Here is a 22,415-nt window from a genome sequence, read left to right as displayed (position 1 = left end):
TCGTTAAAGTATCGCATAGCAGAAAGCTTCTGCCTCGCCAAAGGGATCTTGTTCCCATCGGTGAGACAGAAGCTTTTTTTAATATCAGAAGCTAAATTAGCTTAATAAGTCAGCTATACATAGAAGTCCTGATCCTTCTTGGTGGAATATTTCAACATGTAATCTTCGCCATTATTCAGTTCTAGTGAAGCAATTTTGATTGGAGTATAATCCAAACGCGTCTATCTTTGAGCACACTTGTGTGAGTTTTCATTTCCATCTTAAAGAGTACGTTGAACTAATGATCCGTTTTTTTGTAATACTCCTATTCCGATATATGTATACTTTAAAGTTACATTAATAGATGGAATTTCATCAATTTATGACATCACTGATACGAAATCGATACACATTCATGTAAAAGAGATTATGTTCTTAAATGTGATCTGCTTTTTTATCTTATTTCCGACTGAATATGACAACGTTGTAACCGGATGAAGGGACAATATCTGATAAACTGATTAGTAGATTATGGAAGGTTACATAGACTCATTGATGTTATGCTGTGCAGAGAATCAGGTCGGATGTTCAAAAGACAAAAAGAATGGTGGATGAGGTATGAAAAAATGGTCGCCAGCAGTCGTTTTTCTTCTGTTCCTATGTTTATTTCCAGTCATGGCCCATGCAGACACCACTCCCTCGATTGTACTCGACGGTGTAACCATTAACCAGCAGACGGGAGCACCTGCCGAAAATATCGGAAAAACGGTCATGGTTCCGATTCGAATTGTATCCGAGAATCTGGGTTATAAGGTGAAGTGGGAAAAAGCAACCCAGTCAGTCCAGGTTCAAAAAGGAAACAGCACGATTCTAATGACGGCTGGTAAAGATGCAGCTACAGTGAATGGAAACGTGGTGAATCTGGATTCGCCTCCACTGATCAAACAGGGAACGACGCTTGTTCCGTTACGCTTTGTCGGGGAAGGCATGGGTCTGCGTGTTGGTTGGGACAATGGAACTAAGACAGTAAGCCTATTTAGTATTCCTCCCGTAGTTGAAACGGAAAGTGACAGTGACCCCGTCGAGGCACCTGTCCCGGATGGTCTGACAGAGCTTCAAGGCATCAGCTTCAGCGGAGATCGCTTGATTGTAGCAACAAACGGTAAAATTAGCCCCAAAGTATCCAGTATTGGTGGGCCAGACCGAATTATTGTTGATCTGCCATCGGCGACATTCTCTCAGGAATTCATTCAGGGACAAGCATCTAATGTGGATGGCAGTGGACAGATTCTCGTTACGGATTCATCCTTAGTTTCCAAAGTCCGGTATGCCATGTTCAGTAAATCGCCTTCTACCGTGCGTGTCGTTCTGGATCTGAATCAGACGGTTACAGCCAAATGGTCTGTTGGAGATAACAATGTCTTGCTCGTTGACCTGACAGCCACGAGTGGAGAACCGACAAGCCAACCGGCAGTACCTACAAATGATGGTAAAACGATTGTGGTCATTGATCCGGGACATGGTGGTCGTCAATCGGGTGCAGTGAGTTTGTCAGGAGCTTATGAGAAGGATTTCAATCTGGCTGTAGGACTGAAGGTACAGGCAATCCTTCAAAAATACCCAAATATTCAAACAGTCATTACACGCCAGGATGATACAGAACTTTCGCTCAAACAGCGTGTGGATATTGCTGAATTGAATCAGGCAGATGTTTTTGTGTCCATTCATGGAAACAAATTCACTACACCGGTACCAAACGGCATTGAAACGCTCTACAGTCGTAAAGAAAGCAAGACATTGGCTGATACTCTTCACAAATATGTATTGCCGATAACAGGACTCAAGGATCGTGGGGTTAAAACGGCTAGTCTGCATGTGACGCGTGAAACAACCATGCCTGCTGTGTTACTTGAACTTGGTTTTTTAAGTAGCCCTATAGATGAAGCAGTTATGCTCACGGAAGAATACCAGGACAAATGTGCACAGGCGATTGTAGACGGAATAGTTGAATTTTTGGGACTGTAAATTGAATTGTGCGCAAATGTGAAGGTTAGGGTAGTACGTTGTTTAGAGATGTATATTTGATAAATAAGGAAAAAATAAGACATTAAAATGTAAAAAAAGCTTGATCTGACAACGTTTTTTTTCTGTTATGTTGGAATAAATTCGCAACTTTTAAGAGCGAGGGGCGTCTAATAGGTGTCTGGTAATGCCCAAGCGGTCAGTCGGAGTTGGAAAATGACAACATGCGGCAAAAAAATATGAGAATGGTAGGGGTGAAGGATGAAGAAGTTCGGTTTTTTGGTACTGTTATTTGTCTTTGGGCTCGTATTCCCGGGCTATAGTCACGCAGCAACAGACACGAAAATTATCCTAGACGGAAAAGAAATCGTACAGCCATCGGATACAAAAGCGGAAATTATCAACAGCAAGGTGATGGTTCCGATCCGGGTTGTGTCCGAAAATCTTGGATATAGCGTGGAGTGGAAGCAGCAAACGCAAACGGTGACTATTAGCAAAGACAACACTGCCATGCAGATGATTGTTGGACAGAAGACGGCAACGGTGAACGGCAGTAACGTAAACCTGGATGCCCCGCCACTCGTGAAAAATGGTACTACGCTCGTACCTCTCCGATTTATTGGTGAGGAAATGGGTCTTAAGGTGGGTTGGAACAATACCACGAAGACGGTAACATTAGTTACCCAGAATTCAGGTTCCGGAAACGGGACAACCACACCTCCGAACTCTGGCAATAATGGCGGAGGATCGGATCAGGAAGGTCTTGTACTGGTGAACGGCATCAGCTTCAGCGACAACCGCTTCATGATTGCAACTAGCGGAAGTACGAAGCCGAACGTCTTCACGATGACAGGACCAGATCGAATCGTTATAGACTTGCCGAATACCGCATTTGCTGATTCGTTCAGTGAAGGACAGGCTCTAGACAGCAACCAGAATGGACAACTCGTCGTTAGCGGCTATCCGGATGTGTCGAAGATTCGTTACTCGTTATACAGCAACAGTCCATCTACAATTCGTTTTGTAATAGATCTGTCCAGTTCAAAAGGGTACAGTGTGCAAAATGATTCCGGACTGGTTATGATTAACCTCGACAATCAAAGTGGTACACCTGCTCCTCCGGTTGGTAATAATGGCAAAAAAGTTGTCGTTATCGATGCAGGTCACGGAGATCAGGATCCTGGGGCAATCGGTGTAACTGGTAAACGTGAAAAAGACTTCAATCTGGCAATGGCTCTGAAAGTGGAAGCCTTGTTGAAAAAAGAATCCAAAATTGACGTTGTGTTAACGCGCAGCGATGATACATTTTTGGCATTGAAAGAACGTGTGAAGATTGCACAAGACATAAAAGCGGATATCTTCATCTCCATTCACGCTAACAGTGGCCCTGCTGCTGCGAACGGTGTAGAGACATTCTATACACGCTCCAACAGCAAAGCACTTGCTACAGTGATGCACAAGTATCTTTTACAGTCTTCCGGACTGAAAGATCGTGGAGTGAAAACGGCAAGTCTCCATGTGACCCGTGAAACGACAATGCCAGCAGTTCTGCTGGAAGGTGGATTCCTTAGCAATAAGAGCGACGAAGCAGCCCTGTTCACTGAGAGTTTCCAGAACAGTGTTGCCAAAGGGATTGTTGCAGGAATCAAGGAGTATCTGGGAATTAAATAAGGGACAAGCCCTTATGTTGAGGAGGCGGAGTTAGAATGAACAAGAAAATATGGATTGCAGCCTTGCTGGTAACGGTTATGGCAGTTGCTGCTGGATGTGGAAGTAAGCCAACAGCTGCTCCGAATCAGACGCAAGGCGCAGGAACTGAAAACAATGTAACCGAGGTTGAAGGTGAAACAATTACCGAACCGGTAACAGCTGAGCCTGAAGAGAATACAACGCCTACAGAATCGACGGAAGGCAGTTCGGAGGAAGCGACTACAACTACTCCGCCAAGCGAAACGTCTACGGAGAAGCCGGCAACTTCCGAAAGTAATGAAAAGAAAACGATCACTGTATTCTATACGGATGAAGAAGAACTGGAGTTGCACAAAGCTTCGGCAGAGATTTCATACGCATCGGATGATGCCAAATATAAAGCTGCCTTTGAATCACTGCAACAGAGCAAAGACGCTAAGCTTGTTCCGCTGTGGTCTAAAGAAATTGAATTGAAGTCTGTTCAGTTCAAGGATGGAGCTCTTACGCTGGATATTCATATGCCAGATACGGCGCGTCTTGGAGCAGGTGGAGAATCTTATGCGCTGGATGCTCTAAAACAAACGTTCTTCCAGTTTGATGAAGTAAAATCACTTGATTTACTGGTGGATGGTCAGCAGACGGAGAGTCTGATGGGCCATGTGGATCTTGAACATCCAATGACAAGATCCGAATAGGCTGTACAGCATGCTGTTGTACCGTGAATCCACGGAATATGGGTCGTTTTACATGAGAGAGGGGAATCATAGGTGACTTTTAAATATAACAATCCATCACACTCTAAAAAAGTAGTATCAGCCGTGCTTGCAGGCATGATGGCCCTTAGCGCCGGCGGAGCTGCCATGGCAGCAGAATCAACAGAAACGGGGCAGGGTCAGACTGCTGCAATAACAAATACGGCTGCACCAACTGGTTTGTTCAGTGACATCAAGGTCGGATACTGGGCTGAAAAACATGTGTACAAACTGGCATATCAAGGCATTCTTCTCGGTAACAACGGCCTGTTCCGTCCAGGAGACGCGGTAACACAGCAAGAAGCTGTAACGATGGCAATCCGTTTTATGAATCAAGAGGGCCAGTTGAATACCGACACGGCTGCGGCATTACCGACAAACATGGAAGTGGGAAATTATTTCAAGCCATATGTCGCGCTGGCACTTCAACTGGGACTGATTGACAAAACGGAAGAATCAACAGTGGATGTATCCAAGATCTCCTGGGGTCAAAAGCCGGCTTCACGGGAATGGATTACGAAATTGTTAATCCGTTCATTGGACAAGGATGCTGAAGCAAAGGCACAAAATAATCAATCTACCGGATTTGCTGATAATGCAAGTATTTCCGAAAGTGGTAAAGGTTATGTCAATCTGGCTGTTAGCCTGGATCTGGCCAAAGGTGTGGAAGGCAACAAATTCAATCCAACCGGTTCCGTAACCCGTGCTCAACTGGCTACCTTCTTCAGTCGTGGTGAATCGTTAACGGATACAAAGTACCCGAACACATCCACGGGTTATGTGACAGGATTGAAAGATGGGCAGATCACGCTGGTTGTGGACGGCAAAGCCGTTAACTTCGCAGTGAACAGCAGTACGCCTTACTTTACGAAAGACAGTGAAACTCGTGCTTCCGCCACAGATGTGAAACTATATACGAAAGTTATGGTTGTAGGTTCGGCAGGTGGGGCTTCCTATGTGGAAGTTGTTGATGCTACACCGCAGGTGGAGAGCGTTGAAGGTACGTTTGCGCGTTCATTGTCTGGTAATAAAATTGGTATCTTTGTGGGCGAGAATTACGAAACGTACAGTTATGATGAGGCAACTGCATTCATCGATCAGAATGGTAATGCAATCAAACTGTCCGATATTACGGCAGATAGTATCATCGAAGTTCAGCGTGAGACGTTCTCAGCTGACAAAAAAACAGTCGCTATTCGTGTGAAATCAGGCATTGTTAACAAGAGTGACAATGGCGTAATCGCTGAAGTATCCACTTCTGGCAAAACAATTAAGCTTGTTAACGCAGCGGGCAATACAGAGCAATATACGTATAATGACAATCTGATTATTCGTTACCAGGACCGCATTCTCTCTCTGGCAGAGCTTAAAGCAGGCAGTGCCGTGAAATATACCGTGAAAGACAGCATCGTGCAAACGATCGAGTTGTCTCAAGGTGTGGAGCAATCTGTGCGCGGAACACTGGTTGAGATTGGTGGTAACCAGTCCACGTTAACGTTCAAACGTGAAGGGGGTTCCCTTGAGGCGAAATTGCTGACTGAAAAGCCGGAAGTCATTATCAATGGCATTCAGGATGCAACGCTGAATGATCTCATCACGGATGCAACGAACGGAGATCAGGTGGAGTTGACATTGAACTCTGACGACCAGGTAACGCGTATTCAGGTGATTGGACGTCAAATGGAACCTATGAACGGGGTAACGGTTGTGTCTTACAACAGTAAAACAAAGTTACTTACCGTGTTAGATAACAACAAAAAACCGTTTGTATTTACATTGGATGAGAAAACCAAGCTGGATTATAATACAACCAAACCTACACTGGCTGGTCTGGAGTCACTCTTAAATGATGGTCGCAAATTGGATCTGACCTATGTGGGAACACGTGCATTGTCCGTTAAAGTGATTTACAAGTATGAAGGTACGATCAGCAACATTGATACTTCTGGCAAGAAAATCAGCTTGTTGTCTGGTAATCAGACAATTACAGTGCCTTATTCTACGGTTCCTACAGTTGAGATTTATAACAAATCCGGCGCAAGTCTGGGAGATTTGAAGATTGGTGACAAAGTTACCGTAACGCTTGGAGCAAATCAGGATGTTGTGCAGAAGGTTGCACTGAACACTGTGGCTCAATTCGAAGTGGTTGCCTTGGAAGCAAATAGTCGTATTCGAGTAAAATCCGATCTGTTGACAAGTCAGTTCTACGTGGATCAAGCGGTACTGACAGGAGAGAGTGGTCAGACGATCACGCCTTCACAACTGACAGCAGGTAACCTGATTAATGTAACGTTTGAAGGAGCTACGCCAAAAGCGGTTCAAGTTGTGAAGCGTACGCTGGCTGAAGTTACAGCAGTGGATGCTTCATCTGTAACGCTCAAACAGTTTAACGGCCAGACTGAAACCGTGCCTGTTAGCGGTTCTGTTAAAGTCGTAAAATCTGGCTCCACATTAACTTCATTGACTAGTCTTACGGTAGGAGATCGTGTGGAAATGACAAAAGATACGGATAATTCCACACGCTTCAGAGTATTAACTGTCATGAGCAAACAATTCTGGTCTTATGATGGCGTTGGTAACCAGATTTTGGTTAAACGGGAAACGACAGCAGACACGAACTATCGTTTTGCACTCGGATCAAGTGTATTTGTTCACCAGGGTGACAATACTTTAAGCGTGCAATCTCTCAGAGATAATGATAATATTGTATTGTATCTCCTGAACAATGTTATTCTGGAGATTCAAAAACAGTAATCGTTTCTTTTCGAGGATCAAAAGAATGACCGTCTTGATACGGGATCTTTCCCGCATCAAGACGTTTTTTTTGCAAGCTTTTTGAGGTCCCCGCAAAGTACTCGGATGAAGCTTCGAAGTAAGGCTCCGCAGCGTGGAGTCATTTTGTGGGAGGTAGCTCTTCATGAATGCAGCGACGGTTAGACATATACTCGAAACTATGGAAGCAATGTTTCCTGATGCACATTGCGAATTAAATCACAGCAATGCATTTGAATTGACGGTAGCTGTCCTTTTGTCTGCCCAGTGCACCGATGAAACGGTGAACAAGGTAACCGCAGATCTGTTCCAGAAGTACAGAAGCCCAGCAGATTATCTGGCGGTCCCTCTCGAAGAGTTGGAACAGGATATTCGGCGAATCGGTTTGTACCGGAACAAGGCCAAGCATATTCAGAACATGTGCCGAATTTTAATAGAGCAGTATGGCGGCGATGTACCGCAGGAACATGATCAGCTTGTGACGCTACCAGGTGTCGGGCGGAAAACCGCGAATGTAGTTGTATCCAATGCGTTTGGAGTACCGGCAATTGCGGTAGATACTCATGTGGAACGTGTATCCAAGCGGCTGGCGCTTGCAGGTTGGGATGACTCCGTACTTGAAGTCGAAAAGAAACTAATGAAGCGCGTACCCCGGGACGAGTGGACTTTAACTCACCACCGGTTTATATTTTTTGGACGCTACCATTGCAAGGCACAGAACCCTGCTTGTCATATCTGTCCATTGCTGGACATATGCAGGGAAGGGAAAAAACGTATGAAAACGTCCCAAATCAGGAAAGATAAGGAACGTGTCACCACCCGAAAACGAAAAATAAATTAATGAGCAGAAAAGGATGAATAATCATGAAATGCATTTCCGTGTATACTGACAATTTTGAGGCCTTCTCCGATATTTTTGAACAAATCGTTGAACAGGAAATGGCTGAAAATGAAGAAAAAGAAGTAGAAGGCATCACAGTAAGCCACTCTGGCGACGTGCCTGAACATTATCTGGAGCGTATGTCCGTTAAACCCGAAGTTGTTGTTATGAGAGACAAAGGCAGAGACATTACAATTCTGCAACATGGACAAGTATTTGAAATCTTGCTGCCTTCCATGGAGAACGCAGTTTCATAAGAAGTGATTACACTATTGGTTCTGTTGTATTAATGTCATGAGGATCGTTGTGGTTAAGGTGATCGCATCGCATTCATGCAACAGACACTTGGCGTAAGCATTTGCTAAATACCGAGTATAAAACGTATTACAGATAAAACCGACTTGTTCGGTTTTATTTTTTTTAGATTATAGAACTTATACGTTCATTTATGTATATTCAATTCCAACCGTTCAAATTCAAACTTGATAATGTTAAAATAAATGTTGTAAAAGAGATAGACGTGGAAACGGATGTCAAATTAGAGGAGCCAGGGGGAAGGCCAGTCATGTCCAGAACAGATTACCCAAAAGAAATGGCCAAACCTCTGCTTCCGCTGCGTGAAGCGATGGAGCAGACAGGGGACCATACGGCTGTACAGGCTATAACGGATTTAATCAGCAAGGCGGAAATGAAACATCTGACGATTGCGTTCTGTGGTCATTTCTCTGCAGGCAAATCGAGTCTCATCAACAGTTTATGCGGTAAGCGGGTGCTGCCTTCAAGTCCCGTTCCAACAAGTGCAAATGTGGTATCCATACGTAATGGTAAGCCAAGAGCGCTTATTTATACTACTCCAAACGTAAGCGCTGACAATGGAGCAGGAACACTTGAAGTTTCTCCAGAGGAATTGGAGGCGTATTGCAAAAATGGTGGAGCTTACAGCTCAATTGAGGTATGGGATGATATTCCGCTGCTGAAAGATGATGCTGTCCTGCTGGATACACCAGGTGTGGATTCAACAGATCGCGGACATAGTCTCGCGACCCATTCCGCGCTCCATCTGGCGGATGTGGTCTTCTATGTCATGGACTATAATCATGTTCAGTCCGAGACGAACCTTTCATTTGCCAAGAGTCTGTCGGATTGGGGCAAACCATTGTTTTTGATCGTGAACCAGATCGACAAGCATCGTGAACGTGAGCTTTCTTTTGACCAATATACCGAAGGTGTCGAAGCTATATTTGCAGCCTGGGAAGTCAGATATGACGGACTGTTGTTTACTTCCCTTCGCGACAAGCAGCATCGCTACAACCAGTGGGATGTGCTTCCGGAACTCATTGGACATATGATGCAAGAGAAGGAAGCGTTAATTACGCACAGTTTGGCAAGTTCGGCCAGTCATGTAACGGAGCAACATCTGACACGAGAAGCGGAGAAACGTGAAGACGAAGAAAATTCTCTGCTGGATGAGATTGGTGGCAAGGAAGGAATTGAACGCTTGGAACGAGAGCTGGAGCTTCTTGATCAACAAGCAGCAGACATTCGTAACGGGCCTTCGCGAGTGCGCGAGAAATTCCGGGCAGAGCTTGAACCTCTTCTGGCGAATGCCAATCTTACTCCTGCGGATATTCGTGCGTCTGCTGCTGCCTATTTGGAGAGCCGCAAACCGGGCTTCAGGGTAGGTTTATTATTCTCAGGTGGCAAAACCGAGCAGGAGAAACAACGCCGTGCTTCTGAACTGGTGCGGTTATTACAGGATCAGGCTTCCGGACAAGTGGAAGTACATATTCGTACGATGCTGAGGCAGCTGGGTGAATCCCATCAGCTATGGGGAGCGGAGTGGGAGCAAGCGCTTAATACGGAGCTGCCTGCTGTAGATGAAGCACTATTGGAGATGAAACGTAGTGCGAGTGCAGAGGTATCTCCAGAGTATGTGATTCAGTTCAGTAAAGATGTGCGGGGCGAAATTGAGGCCCGCTATCGCAGGTCGGCCATGATGCTGGCCGACCGCATGCTGGAAGCGCTGGCAGCGCGAGGCGAAGCCACGCTCCAGGCGCTGGACGCCAGCCGCGCAGCGCTGCTGGCGCAATCCGCGGCGGCGGCGCGCTACACGGCGCTCCAGCGCAGCGCCGCCGTCGAGGCAGCAGGGCTGCGCAGCCTGCTGCCCCATGCGGGCCCCCTCCCCTCCGGGCTATTGCCGGAGGTGAAGGGCCCGCACGTGCCCGCGGTGCCTGAACCGGGCGAAGCTCCCGGTTCGCATGCGGGCACGTCAACGTCTGTGGCTGCGCAGCCACAGACGCAAGAGGCACCGCCAGCGCAGCGCGCAGTAGCAGCGGCGGTGCCTGGGCCATCGTCGGCGGCAGGCGCTGAACGCCGCCGACGCCTGGACGCAGCAGCGGCACGGCTTGAAGCCGCTGCTGCGCTGGTGGAGCCGTACCCCGCCATGGGGTCGGCGGTACGGGATCTGCGTGCACGCGCGGCTTCGCTTGCGGGCGGCACGTTCACATTGGCGCTGTTCGGAGCATTCAGCGCCGGCAAATCCTCCTTCGCCAATGCGTTGCTGGGCGAAGCCGTACTGCCCGTCTCACCGCATCCAACAACTGCGGCGATTAACCGGATCATGGCTCCTGCCGGGGGCGCGGAGCATGGAACAGCCCGGGTCCGCATGAAGACCCGGGACGCCTTCCAGGAAGACCTCGGCTATTCCTTCCGTCTGCTCGGACTGGGTGAGCCTGGAGCGGAGTGGCAGAAGCGAGTACGTTCCCTCTCACCACAGGATGTACATCCGGCGGGGCGCCCGCATTACAGCTTTTTGCAGGCTGCGGCAGCCGGTTGGGAAGAAACAGCGGACCAGTTAGGTCAGGATGTGCTGGTGGATCTGGACGGGTATCGTAACTTTGTTGCAAACGAGAAAAAGTCCTGTTTTGTAGACAGTATTGATCTGTACTACAGTTGCGATGTGACTGAACAAGGCATTGTATTGGTGGACACACCAGGAGCAGACTCCGTGAATGCTCGTCATACGGGTGTAACCTTCAATTATATGAAGAATGCAGATGCACTCATTTTTGTAACGTATTACAACCATGCTTTCTCCCAAGGAGATCGCCAGTTCCTGAATCAGTTGGGACGTGTTAAGGATAGTTCTGCCATGGATCAGATGTTCTTTGTTGTGAATGCCAGTGACTTGTCTTCCTCTGAGGAAGAACTGGAGCAGGTTCTCGATCATGTGAGTACCCAACTGCGCAGTAATGGAATTCGGGCACCACGACTCTTCCCGGTATCCAGCATACTGGCGATGGAAGGCAAGATGGCAGGTGATTCGAAGCTGCTGGAGCAATCCGGTTTTATCCGTTTTGAGGAAGAGTTCAATCAATTTGCAGGCAGAGAATTAGCCGATCTTGCCGTAGGTGGCGCTTCCGAAGAGATGGCACGTGTCATTCAGCGGCTGAAGAAGCGTGCAGAGGATGCGGCTCAGGGCGAAGAAGTATTGCAGCAACGACGGGATGAACTGGAGACTATACAGGGACAGTCACGCCAGCGCATACAGCAACTTGCAGCAAGATCCATGAAGGAAGAATTGTCACAGGAAACAGTAGAATTACTGTTCCATGTGCGGCAGCGACTTGCCTATCGTCTGGGCCTATTCATGGCAGAAGCATTCCATCCTTCCGTACTTCGGGAGGATCGGGGCAATCTGAAGACGGCTTTTGCAGCCTGTGGACGTGAACTGTTACGTATGATTGCCATTGAACTGGAGCAGGAACTGCTTGCTACCACCCTCAGACTTGAACAGGCAGGTCAGACCTGGCTGATGAAGCAAGTTACGGATTGTATAGACGAGGTGAGACAGTTATCTGGAGGCGTGGATGTGTCACTGCCACTGAACGAACGCTGGAGTACACCTGTGCTTGAAGAAGTTCGTCTGGAAGAACCGTCTGGATGGAAAAGCTATTTGAATTATTTCCGCAATCCAAAACAGTTCTTCGAAGGGGATGGACGTCAGCGGTTACAAGAGGCACTTGATCCTGTCCTCAAACAGATGATCATTGAAGTTCTTCCTGCTGCGCAAGACAAACTGATTCAGTTTTATGACAACCAGCTCTGTCAATCATTGCAACACCAATCCCGTCAGTTGGAAGAACGTCTGGACGAGGCGGTAAGTGGAATTCAAGATACACTGGAGAGCGGAATTCCGGCGGAGCAATGGACCAACTTGTCTAACCAACTGGAACAGATTGAACGTAGTTAAAATTGCGGCATAACGCGTATTCTCTGGAAGTCTTTGTAAAACAAAATGAATGATACAGCAACACATTGAAAATGTTGCGAAAATCAACCCAAAAAGGCCCCTGCCGAAAAGGCATATAGGGAGCCTTTTTTTGGTGCGAACAACCTGAAATAAAGAGAATATTCAAACATTTGATTGAAAGGTGGGTATTTACCTTCGTTAATGCGTCAATAAGCTGAAAGCAGGCAGAATATGGTCTGTTATTCGCTTTGCCGCGAATGGGGTACGGTGATAAACTTCATAAATGTTCATAGTATTTTTGAACGACATAAGAGGAGGAGAAACATGGATGTTCTTAGGCAACTGCAAAACTTTTTTTGGGAAAAGCGAACGTATTTATTTGTATCAATCTTGTTCCTCGCCTTAGCGACCGCACTTGGGTTGGTGTATCCGTACATGCTGAGGATACTGATTGATGATGTTATTGTTCCGCGAACTTTTGAAGACGTTCCCATAATTGCCTTGACTGTGTTAGGTGTAGTTATTTTGAAAGCGGGAATGCAATTTTTACATGGCTTTTTTGGAGGACGCTTGGGTAACTTCCTGGCGTACAGACTTCGTAACGCATGTTATGAAAAGCTTCAATTTTTATCCTTCCGTTATTATGATACGGCCAAGACAGGTGATCTGATGTCCCGCCTCACGGGAGATTTGGAAGCCATCCGTAACTTTATCGGATTTGGTTTCGCCCAGATTCTCAACATGGTTTTGATGGTCGTATTCGGCGCAATCATGATGATGACCATGAGTTGGCAGCTTACACTGTTCACACTCATATGCATCCCATTACTTGCCTTCGTTGCGCTGAGATTCGAATCCAAAATTCACCCTGCGTTTCAGGAGATGCGGCTGGCGCTCAGTTCACTGACAACAGCGGTACAGGAGAATATCACTGGCGTACGTACGGTAAAATCCTTTGCGCGTGAGCCTTATGAAGTGGAGAAATTCTCTACACGTAATGAGCGTTACAAGACAAATCAGATTCATGCTGCAACATTGTGGAGTCGTTATTTTCCGATCATGGAGATTCTTGCTTCGGTGAGTATCGTGCTGTTGCTGGTGATTGGTGGAAGAATGGTTATACAGAAGACGCTGACACTCGGTGAACTCGTTGCCTTTTTCAGTTTGATCTGGTACATAATCGGTCCAATGTGGAACCTTGGGTTCCATATCAACAACTATACGCAATCCAAAGCTTCAGGTGAACGGGTGCTCGAACTGCTCAATACGCCAGTGGACGTGGAAGAAACGCAAGATCCGGTCATTGTGGAGGCAGACCAGGTGAACGGCCATGTGACATTTGAATCCGTTACCTTTGCCTACGGCAACAAAATGCCAGCGGTAACCGATATTAATTTTGATGCTGCACCCGGTTCTGTAATCGGTTTCCTCGGGGGGACAGGGTCTGGTAAATCAACCATCATTCAGCTTCTGATGCGTGCATATAACGTCAACTCGGGTACGATCAAGCTGGATGGCAAAAACATCAAAGATATAGGCATTCGCAGTCTGCGGAGTCAGATCGCTTCTGTTTTCCAGGAAACATTCCTGTTCTCATCCAGTATTCGCAATAATATTTCCTACGGACTTAAGAATGTCACCATGGATGAGATTATCCGTGCAGCGAAGCTGGCCAAGGCTCATGAATTTATTATGGAGTTCCCGGACGGATATGACACGGTAGTAGGTGAACGCGGCATGGGATTATCGGGTGGACAGAAACAGCGGATTGCGATCGCAAGGGCTTTGCTGAAAAATCCGAAAATTCTGGTACTTGATGATGCAACCAGCGCTGTGGATATGGAGACAGAACATGAGATTCAATCCGGTTTCCAGGAAGTTATGCGCGGCAGAACGACATTTATTATTGCACACCGTATTTCTTCACTACGACATGCAGATGAGATTCTGGTGCTCGATGAAGGCCGCGTGGTACAACGGGGCAAACATACCGAACTCATTGAAGTGCCTGGACCATACCAGGATGTTTATAAAATTCAATATGCAGATTATATTGCCCGCGGTAAGCGGGAGGCTGGGGAGCAGGTGAATTCATGAGTGCCGAAACGATAGCAGACAGGCGCGAGGCCAAAGGGGCCTCTGAGAAGAAACTGAATGAACGATTTGTGTATCAGGATGATGAAATTATTGAAAAACCGTTTAACTGGAAAGAGTTCGGACGTTTATTTGCATACATGAAACCTTATGCGAAACAACTGTTACCACTTGTTATTCTAATGATGATTTTGGGTACCATTACGAAATTGTCCGTACCTTTTCTCATCAGTCTGGCGATTGACCGGGCCATCGCACCGGCAACAGGGTTACCAAGCATGACTATGCTTTATATTATCGCAGGCTCCATATTGTTGTTGTACCTTGTTCAATGGGCTGCTAATACTTATCGGATCAAACTGACAAACATTATCGGACAGCGTGTTATTTATGATCTTCGCTCGGATCTGTTCAAGCATATCCAGAAGCTGTCCTTTAACTTTTTTGACAAAAGACCGGCGGGTTCCGTACTGGTGCGTGTGACGAATGATATTAACTCCCTTCAGGATCTATTCACCAATGGTGCAGTTAACGTCATGATCGACTGTGTGCAACTGCTCGGGATCATTGTAATCTTGCTGTTGATTAACTGGAAACTGGGTCTTGCCGTAATTATTACGGTGCCAATCATGTTTATCATCTCAACCAAGCTGCGGGTGCTGATCCGTCGTGCCTGGCAGGATGTACGCATGAAGAACTCCCGGATTAACTCTCACTTGAATGAATCCATTCAGGGGATTCGCGTGACTCAGGCTTATACACAGGAAAAAGAGAACATGAAGTATTTTGACAACATGAATCTGTCCAGCAAAAAGTCATGGGATAAAGCGTCAGCGATGAACCAAGGCTTCGGACCACTGATTGAGATTACCGGCGGATTCGGTACATTAATCCTCTTCTGGTTTGGTGCCTATCTGATTCAGGATGGTCAGTTGACTGTGGGATTACTTGTTGCTTTTGCCAACTATGTCGGCAACTTCTGGGACCCAATCAACCGTCTGGGACAGATGTACAATCAGTTGCTGGTTGCGATGGCATCATCGGAGCGTATCTTCGAATTCATGGATGAAAAACCAAGTATTGCGGATAAACCAGGTGCCAAGCCACTTCCTTCTATTAAAGGAGATATCGCATTCGAAAATGTTGTGTTCGAATACGAGAAGGGCAGACAGGCGCTGAAAGGAATCAGCTTCTCGGCTGCTGCGGGACAATCGATTGCACTTGTTGGTCATACGGGCTCAGGTAAAAGTACGATCATCAATCTGATCAGTCGTTTCTATGATATATCTGGCGGACGTCTCACCATTGACGGACAGGATGTGCGGGATGTAACGGTAGAGAGTTTACGCAGCCAGATCAGCATTGTATTACAGGATACCTTCATCTTCTCGGGTACGATTCGTGACAATATCCGATTTGGACGACTGGATGCAACGAATGAAGAGGTGGAGGACGCAGCCAAAGCAGTCAATGCACATGAGTTCATCATGAAGCTGCCTGGCGGATATGATACCGAAGTAGAGGAACGCGGGAACGTATTATCCATGGGACAGCGACAATTGTTATCCTTTGCCCGTGCGCTACTTGCTGATCCACGCATACTGATTCTGGATGAAGCTACAGCCAGCATTGATACGGAGACAGAGCTTAAAATCCAGGAAGCGTTGAAGGTGCTGTTGCAGGGAAGAACGTCCTTTATGGTCGCTCACCGTCTCTCAACCATCCGGAATGCAGATAACATTATCGTCCTGGATCATGGTGAAATTAAAGAAGAGGGTAACCATGAGCAACTTATCCAAAAACAAGGCGTGTATAATGGATTAATAGAAGCTCAATACAGATTTTTGTGATGAAACCTTCGGACGCCTGTGAAGCGTCTGAACACATCTGAACTTATAACACTCTGGCGTTCTTTAGCCTGATCTTTCAATAATAAGTGTATCTTATTCATTGAAGACAGGTTAGAGGATAGCCGGAGTGTTTTTTTTATTCATTAGTGTGGTATGTTATATTTTTGAAGAATGAAATCAATACAATCGTTCATGGCTGGAGGGAGATCAATGCAGATGGACAACAACGAAATAAATTCAAAGCATTTGGATCACCTGGATCATATGAATTTTAGGCTCCTTCACGTGAACTATACGAGTGACCCTGCGACGGAGTGGCTTCTGAGGAAACACTTCATTGAAACATACATGTTATTATTTGTAGCCAGTGGACAAGGGTGGTTAAAGATCGATGGCAGTTTCATCGAATTGAAGGCGGGCGGACTGTATGTAGGCTTCCCGGGGCAACTGGTTGAGGCAAATGTGCATTCGTTGGATGAACGAGGCGTGTATCACATGAGTTTTGATGTCATGTACGCACTGGAGCAGGAGGGTGGAACAGCCCTTGATATGATGAAGCAACTTTTACGTAATGAAGTGAATGGCGGGGTCAGCTCATCTTCGCCCGTTGCTGTTGGCGTGATCTGTCAGATGATTTACCACCACACGTTGAAGAAGGATGGTTTGCAAAGGTACTATGGTCAGATTCGTTTTCAGGAACTTTTGTATACCATGTTTTATGACGTGGCCTGTGCCGAAAAGACGGATCTGGCTTCACCAATTGAACATGTCAAAGGCTACATGGAGCAGAATTATTCAAAGAGATTAACCATTGAGGAATTAGCAAATGTGGCACGAATGAGCCCTCGACACTTCATGCGTTTATTCAAGAAAAGGTATGGTTACAGTCCAGTGGACTATTTAACGCTATATCGAATCAAACAAGCCCAGATCTTAATGAGAAATGATCACAGTTATCGACTCAAGGATGTGGCATCGTACGTGGGTTATCAGGATGAGACGTATTTCCGGCGTAAATTCAAACAAATCTCTGGCATTCCACCAGCAGCGTTTATACGTAATAGCAAACAAAAAATTGCTGCACTTCATTCTTTGAGCATTGGTATACTGCTTGCTTTGCAGATCATTCCATGTGCCGCGCCGGCAAGTCATCCGTGGACATACTATTATAGACGTAAATATGAAACGGACAAAGTTATGCCACTCGCAGAGAGTGAGACCACCTGGCTGGAACAGCTTCGATTAGTTAAACCTGATTATATTATTACGATTGGGACGGAGTCTGAGTCTCTGCAAAGTCAGCTACAATCCATTGCTCCAGTGTGTGACCTCCCGTGGGGAAAAGGCGATTGGAGAGAACATTTGAGATATGTTGCAAGTTTTTTGGACAGGTCGGATATTGCAGAGGTATGGCTTCAAAGATATGAAGAGAAGGTAAAGATCATTAAGGATCAGCTTGCAGATTTCATACGAAAAGACAAACTGGTTGTACTCAAAGTTCATGGTGAAGCGTTGCAGATGTTAGGCCCAAGGAGCATTGCTTCCGTTTTTTACGTTGATATGCAAATGGAAGCTCCCGAAGGAGCTGAGACTTATTGGGAACGGGGCACAGTGACCATTAAGGAGTTATCTGTTCTCAACGTGGAAAGAATATTACTGATTGTGGGTGAGGATGAGACATCGAGGCAGAAATGGTCTGCTGTGCGGAAGTCTGAAGAATGGCTTGCGTTGTTAGCGGTACAGAAGGGCAGAATGGATATCCTCTTGTCGAGCGTTCTGCTGGACTACACCGCGTTTACCCATGAGCTTATGTTGGATGAAATATTAAAGTTATGGCAAGATCGTCCATAGCAAAAAGTCTGAATAGTCAATATCATACCTGAACATATTTTAATATACTTACTCCTATATCAAATGATAATGATAATTATTATTGATTAGACATTGTCATATATTAATGACCTATAGGGGGTACATAGAGAATGAGATTTAGATGGTTAACCGTAATATGCACAATGATGTTGATGCTCGTTATTTCGGCTTGTGGGGCAGCAGGCAAAGAAGCATCCTCGAGCGAGGGACAAGAAGCGGGTACCGCCAATTCTTCAACAACAGAGGCTAGTCAGATGAAAAAAGTGAACACGGAAATGGGAGAAGTTGAAATTCCGGTGAACCCACAAAAAATAGTTGGATTGTCCGTTGTATATCCAGAATTTTTATATTCACTTGGCATCGTACCCATTGCTGTACAGAACTACCATGAGGATTTTCCTTCTTACTTGCAAGAGCCATTTGCAAACACGATGAAAATGGGAATAGGAAGAACGCCTAACTTTGAAGCCCTGATGGAGGCAGCTCCGGATTTAATTATCGCTCCTGACTGGTGGTCCAAAAAGGACTATGATCAGCTTGCTCTGATAGCACCTACCGTACTTTTGCCACAGCGTGATGATTGGCGCGATGAACTGCGGGATATGGCCAAAATTTTGGACAAAGAAGAACAGGCAGAAAAGGTGATTCAGGATTTGGTGGATAAGGAGAAGGTAGCTGCTGCCAAATTGAATAAGCTGATTGGTGAGGAGACTGTTCTCTACATTAGAGTGATGGAAAAAGAAATCGTACTTCATGGGGAGAACCTTGACCGAGGAAACTTTGTCCACAAACGATTGGGAATGAATCCACTTCCTAATTTCCCGAAAGATCAAACTGCCATGTCCGTATCCTTGGAAGTATTGCCTGAATACGACGCAGATCATCTGATCGTTCAGCTGGATGATGAGACTAATCCGGAAATTAAAAAGAAATTTGAAGATATGTTATCTTCATCGTTATGGAAAAATCTGAAAGCAGTCAAGCAGGACCACGTCTACATGGTGGGTGGCAAGGAATGGTTCAATCTGGGAATGTCTCCACTTGCCGATGAATATGTCATTGATGATATTGTTGCTGCTTTTGAAGCAAAAAACAAATAAAGCAAACTGGGAATGTTACTTGTATCTCGAATTCATAACTAAATAAACAAGGTGTGTTTAAAATGAATGAAGAAGATATCTATGATGTAACCATCATTGGAGGCGGCCCTGCTGGCATGTATGCAGCTTTTTATGCAGGGATGCGTGATATGAAAGTTAAAATCATTGAAGGTAAAGACCAGCTTGGTGGATTTCTGCATACCTATTCGGAAAAAACAATTTGGGATGTAGGCGGTTTACCGCCTATGAAATGTTCGAAGTTGATCGAGTGGCTTGTTCAGCAGGCCAATACGTTTAATCCAACGGTTGTATTGAATTGCCAGGTAGAAAGTTTCTCCCAGCTGGATAACGGAATATTGAGTATGTATACCGCTAAAGGGGAGATACACTATACGCGCACGATCATTGTTGCAGTAGGCCGCGGTATCGCAGAGATTCAGAAGCTGGAGCTTCAGGAGCCGATTGAATATGAGCAAGAGAACCTTCATTACACCGTACAAAATCCAGAACATTTCGCTGGGAAGCGTGTACTCATTTCGGGTGGAGGCAACAGTGCTGTAGACTGGGCAATTGAACTTGCTCAACTTGCTCGCAGTGTAGTTGTAATCCACCGGAATAATGAGTTCCGCGCGATGGAACGAAATGTAAGTGAGATGAACAACATAACGGATGTGAGAACACCATACAGCATCACGCAACTTCATAATAATGGCAAGCGAATCCAGCAGGTTGAGATTACACATATGAAAAGTCAGGACAATGTGGTGTTAGAAGTGGATGAAGTCGTCATTAGTCATGGATATAAAAGCAATTTAAGTGATCTTGCCAGTTGTGGCTTAGAAATGGACGATGGAATGGTTCTAATGAGTCACCATGCACAGACGAGTCTGCCGGGTGTTTTTGCAGCAGGAGACTGTGCGACGCACAATAGCAAAGTTAGGCTCATTGCAGGAGCTTTCAATGATGCGATCGTGGCAGTTAATAGTGCGAAACTATATATGACGCCAGACGCACCCCAGATGGCTTATGTTTCTTCCCATAATGAAATCTTCAGAGAAAAAAATCGACAAATCCCAAGTCTTTAAACTTGGGATTTGTTTGCGTATTTCGATTCGTTGGAATATTGAAGTCTGCTCTTTTAACATTTCCTTAATTTTGGGAGGAATGGAAGGAGTATCGAATCTGTGAGCGGTAATTGTAAAATTTGATCGAAAAAACACAAAAAATCTTGTAAAATTCACAAGAAAAATAGGGAGTACTCTTGCAATCTTTAACCAAAACCCCGAAAATAGAGAGACAGATATAGAAGATTTCTCTTTGGGAGGATTGGAAAGAACATGTGGGGTGCTCCTTTTACGGCTCAAGCCAAAAAAATGCTGCTACTAGGCAGTGGAGAATTGGGAAAAGAGGTCGTTATTGAGGCCCAACGACTGGGAGTAGAGACGATCGCTGTTGATCGTTACGAGAACGCACCTGCAATGCAGGTCGCGCACCGGTCTTACTGCATCGACATGCTGGATGCCGAAGCTTTGAAACAATTGATCCGTAAAGAAAAACCTCATTACATCGTACCTGAGATTGAAGCTATTGCAACAGAAGCTTTACTGGAGCTTGAGGAAGAGGGATTTTGTGTAGTACCTACTGCCCGAGCTGCACGTCTAACGATGGATCGCGAAGGCATCCGTCGGCTTGCAGCCGAACAACTGAAACTTCCGACAGCTGACTACCTTTTTGCGGACAACCTGGAACAACTTCAGGAAGCCGTACGTGAGCTTGGCACACCTTGTGTCATTAAACCATTGATGAGTTCTTCCGGCAAAGGGCAGAGTGTATGCCGTACACCGGGCGACGTGGAGGATTGCTGGAACATTGCTCTTTCGGGGGCTCGTGGCAAATCCGTTCGTGTTATCGTGGAGAGCTTTGTGCAATTTGACAGTGAGATTACATTACTTACCGTTAGGTCTGTATCAGGCACCGTATTCTGTCCTCCGATCGGCCACATTCAGAAGGATGGGGATTATGTCGAATCCTGGCAACCTCATGCAATGACTCCTGAACAATGGGAGCAGGCTTGTCATATTGCCAAATCCGTCACGGATGAACTTGGCGGTTATGGACTGTTTGGAGTGGAATTATTCCTGACTCCAGATGGTGTTGTGTTCAGCGAGGTATCTCCTCGTCCACATGACACAGGAATGGTTACAATGGTGACGCAAGACAGTTCCGAGTTTGCGCTGCATGTACGTGCAATTCTTGGTTTTCCGGTCACAGGTGTACATCTGTTGACACCGGGAGCTTCAGCAACGCTGAAGGCTAATGATGAAACATCTGACTTTACTGTAGGCGGGATAGAAGAAGCACTGGCTCTTCCTCGTACTCAGATTCGTGTATTTGGCAAACCTGAGACCAAAGTAGGACGCCGAATGGCTGTAGCCCTAAGTGCTGGCCAAGATGTGGAAGAAGCTCGTAAAACAGCGGTGCAAGCCGCTAATATGCTGAAAGTGGAGGTAAATCATGTCCAATAATGTTGAGGCCCCTGTACTGATGATCCGAGAGTGTGAGCTGCGAGATGCTGAAGCGGTAACGGGACTGATGCGAGAGGTCAGCTATCCGACAACAACCAATGTCATGAAAGAACGTATTGAATGTTTGGAAACCAATCCAAACGCATGCATGCTTGTTGCCGAAGTGGATGAACAAATTATTGGTGTGATTGGCTTGCAATGTGTGCAAAGTCATGCCTATCCAGAACCTGCCGCACAGATTACTTCCCTGATTGTAGGTCAAGAACATCGTGGTGGTGGGATTGGCCGTCGTCTGATGGCTCGTGCCGAAGATTGGGGCAGACAGCAAGGTGGTAAACAACTGTTTGTCACGGGTGCAAACCGTGAAGTGACTTCAACAACGTACTCTTTTTATGAGCACATTGGTTTTCAGAAGAGAGGCTATCGGTTCAGTAAAGTTCTTCTATAGTATAAATAAAGTTTCTTCTATTGCATGGAAATTCTCATGATATCCTGATCTGCACATTCTGGTGTGGTGAATGATAAATAGATGGTGAAGCGACATTCGACTAGCATTTTTAGTTCGAATGTCTTTTTTTTCATGGCTAAAAAATGACAAAAAAGTTACTTTTCCATATTTTATAGGTTC

14 protein-coding genes are annotated in these 22,415 nt (G+C 45.8%); all 14 read left to right on the top strand.

Going from position 1 to position 22,415, the window contains the following annotated elements:
- Nucleotides 1–597: 597 nt before the first annotated feature.
- The 14 genes from V6669_RS18765 (at nt 598) to V6669_RS18700 (ending at nt 22,235) form a co-directional block, all read left to right on the top strand.
- Complete coding sequence (locus V6669_RS18765; RefSeq protein ID WP_338587526.1) at nt 598–2,004, top strand: N-acetylmuramoyl-L-alanine amidase family protein; 1,407 nt, start codon at nt 598–600, stop codon at nt 2,002–2,004.
- Between the two features lie 258 nt (nt 2,005–2,262).
- A complete protein-coding gene (locus V6669_RS18760) occupies nt 2,263–3,672 on the top strand; it encodes an N-acetylmuramoyl-L-alanine amidase family protein (protein WP_338587525.1) in 1,410 nt (469 codons plus the stop codon).
- 35 nt (nt 3,673–3,707) lie between these two features.
- Entirely contained in the window at nt 3,708–4,385 is a 678-nt protein-coding gene (locus V6669_RS18755) for a GerMN domain-containing protein (RefSeq protein ID WP_074095599.1), read from the top strand.
- 72 nt (nt 4,386–4,457) lie between these two features.
- Nucleotides 4,458–7,196, top strand: coding sequence for an S-layer homology domain-containing protein (locus V6669_RS18750; RefSeq protein ID WP_338587524.1), 2,739 nt, complete (start codon nt 4,458–4,460; stop codon nt 7,194–7,196).
- Nucleotides 7,197–7,359: 163 nt separating this feature from the next.
- Nucleotides 7,360–8,055 (top strand): endonuclease III, encoded by a 696-nt coding sequence (gene nth, locus V6669_RS18745; protein ID WP_036607558.1) that lies wholly within the window; start codon nt 7,360–7,362, stop codon nt 8,053–8,055.
- 23 nt (nt 8,056–8,078) lie between these two features.
- A complete protein-coding gene (locus V6669_RS18740; protein WP_017687779.1) occupies nt 8,079–8,351 on the top strand; it encodes a hypothetical protein in 273 nt (90 codons plus the stop codon).
- Nucleotides 8,352–8,659: 308 nt separating this feature from the next.
- Nucleotides 8,660–12,346 (top strand): dynamin family protein, encoded by a 3,687-nt coding sequence (locus tag V6669_RS18735; protein ID WP_338587523.1) that lies wholly within the window; start codon nt 8,660–8,662, stop codon nt 12,344–12,346.
- Between the two features lie 324 nt (nt 12,347–12,670).
- Nucleotides 12,671–14,443: an ABC transporter ATP-binding protein gene (locus V6669_RS18730; protein ID WP_338587522.1), complete on the top strand. Its 1,773-nt coding sequence runs from the start codon at nt 12,671–12,673 to the stop codon at nt 14,441–14,443.
- Complete coding sequence (locus V6669_RS18725) at nt 14,440–16,290, top strand: ABC transporter ATP-binding protein (protein ID WP_338587521.1); 1,851 nt, start codon at nt 14,440–14,442, stop codon at nt 16,288–16,290. The genes V6669_RS18730 and V6669_RS18725 overlap by 4 nt, the downstream gene beginning before the upstream one ends.
- Nucleotides 16,291–16,500: 210 nt before the next feature.
- The gene (locus V6669_RS18720) at nt 16,501–18,141 is read left to right on the top strand and encodes an AraC family transcriptional regulator (protein WP_338587520.1); all 1,641 of its coding nucleotides are present in this window, start codon (nt 16,501–16,503) and stop codon (nt 18,139–18,141) included.
- Between the two features lie 131 nt (nt 18,142–18,272).
- Entirely contained in the window at nt 18,273–19,262 is a 990-nt protein-coding gene (locus V6669_RS18715; protein WP_338587519.1) for an ABC transporter substrate-binding protein, read from the top strand.
- 62 nt (nt 19,263–19,324) lie between these two features.
- The gene (locus tag V6669_RS18710; RefSeq protein WP_338587518.1) at nt 19,325–20,347 is read left to right on the top strand and encodes an NAD(P)/FAD-dependent oxidoreductase; all 1,023 of its coding nucleotides are present in this window, start codon (nt 19,325–19,327) and stop codon (nt 20,345–20,347) included.
- Nucleotides 20,348–20,599: 252 nt separating this feature from the next.
- Nucleotides 20,600–21,787, top strand: coding sequence for a formate-dependent phosphoribosylglycinamide formyltransferase (gene purT, locus V6669_RS18705; protein WP_062835127.1), 1,188 nt, complete (start codon nt 20,600–20,602; stop codon nt 21,785–21,787).
- Nucleotides 21,777–22,235 (top strand): GNAT family N-acetyltransferase, encoded by a 459-nt coding sequence (locus tag V6669_RS18700; RefSeq protein WP_017687788.1) that lies wholly within the window; start codon nt 21,777–21,779, stop codon nt 22,233–22,235. The genes purT and V6669_RS18700 overlap by 11 nt, the downstream gene beginning before the upstream one ends.
- The last annotated feature ends 180 nt before the right edge of the window (nt 22,236–22,415 follow it).

The sequence above is a fragment of the Paenibacillus sp. Y5S-9 genome, assembly GCF_036894235.1.
GTDB lineage: Bacteria > Bacillota > Bacilli > Paenibacillales > Paenibacillaceae > Paenibacillus.
Note: the sequence above shows the minus strand (reverse complement) of the source record. Positions and strands in the feature narration are given on the sequence as shown.

Bases quoted from the DNA above. Each gene is read 5' to 3' on its own strand.
- V6669_RS18765 (WP_338587526.1), top strand. From the start codon at position 598: ATGAAAAAATGGTCGCCAGCAGTCGTTTTTCTTCTGTTCCTATGTTTA.
- V6669_RS18760 (WP_338587525.1), top strand. From the start codon at position 2,263: ATGAAGAAGTTCGGTTTTTTGGTACTGTTATTTGTCTTTGGGCTCGTA.
- V6669_RS18755 (WP_074095599.1), top strand. From the start codon at position 3,708: ATGAACAAGAAAATATGGATTGCAGCCTTGCTGGTAACGGTTATGGCA.
- nth (WP_036607558.1), top strand. From the start codon at position 7,360: ATGAATGCAGCGACGGTTAGACATATACTCGAAACTATGGAAGCAATG.
- V6669_RS18740 (WP_017687779.1), top strand. From the start codon at position 8,079: ATGAAATGCATTTCCGTGTATACTGACAATTTTGAGGCCTTCTCCGAT.
- V6669_RS18735 (WP_338587523.1), top strand. From the start codon at position 8,660: ATGTCCAGAACAGATTACCCAAAAGAAATGGCCAAACCTCTGCTTCCG.
- V6669_RS18730 (WP_338587522.1), top strand. From the start codon at position 12,671: ATGGATGTTCTTAGGCAACTGCAAAACTTTTTTTGGGAAAAGCGAACG.
- V6669_RS18725 (WP_338587521.1), top strand. From the start codon at position 14,440: ATGAGTGCCGAAACGATAGCAGACAGGCGCGAGGCCAAAGGGGCCTCT.
- V6669_RS18720 (WP_338587520.1), top strand. From the start codon at position 16,501: ATGCAGATGGACAACAACGAAATAAATTCAAAGCATTTGGATCACCTG.
- V6669_RS18715 (WP_338587519.1), top strand. From the start codon at position 18,273: ATGAGATTTAGATGGTTAACCGTAATATGCACAATGATGTTGATGCTC.
- V6669_RS18710 (WP_338587518.1), top strand. From the start codon at position 19,325: ATGAATGAAGAAGATATCTATGATGTAACCATCATTGGAGGCGGCCCT.
- purT (WP_062835127.1), top strand. From the start codon at position 20,600: ATGTGGGGTGCTCCTTTTACGGCTCAAGCCAAAAAAATGCTGCTACTA.
- V6669_RS18700 (WP_017687788.1), top strand. From the start codon at position 21,777: ATGTCCAATAATGTTGAGGCCCCTGTACTGATGATCCGAGAGTGTGAG.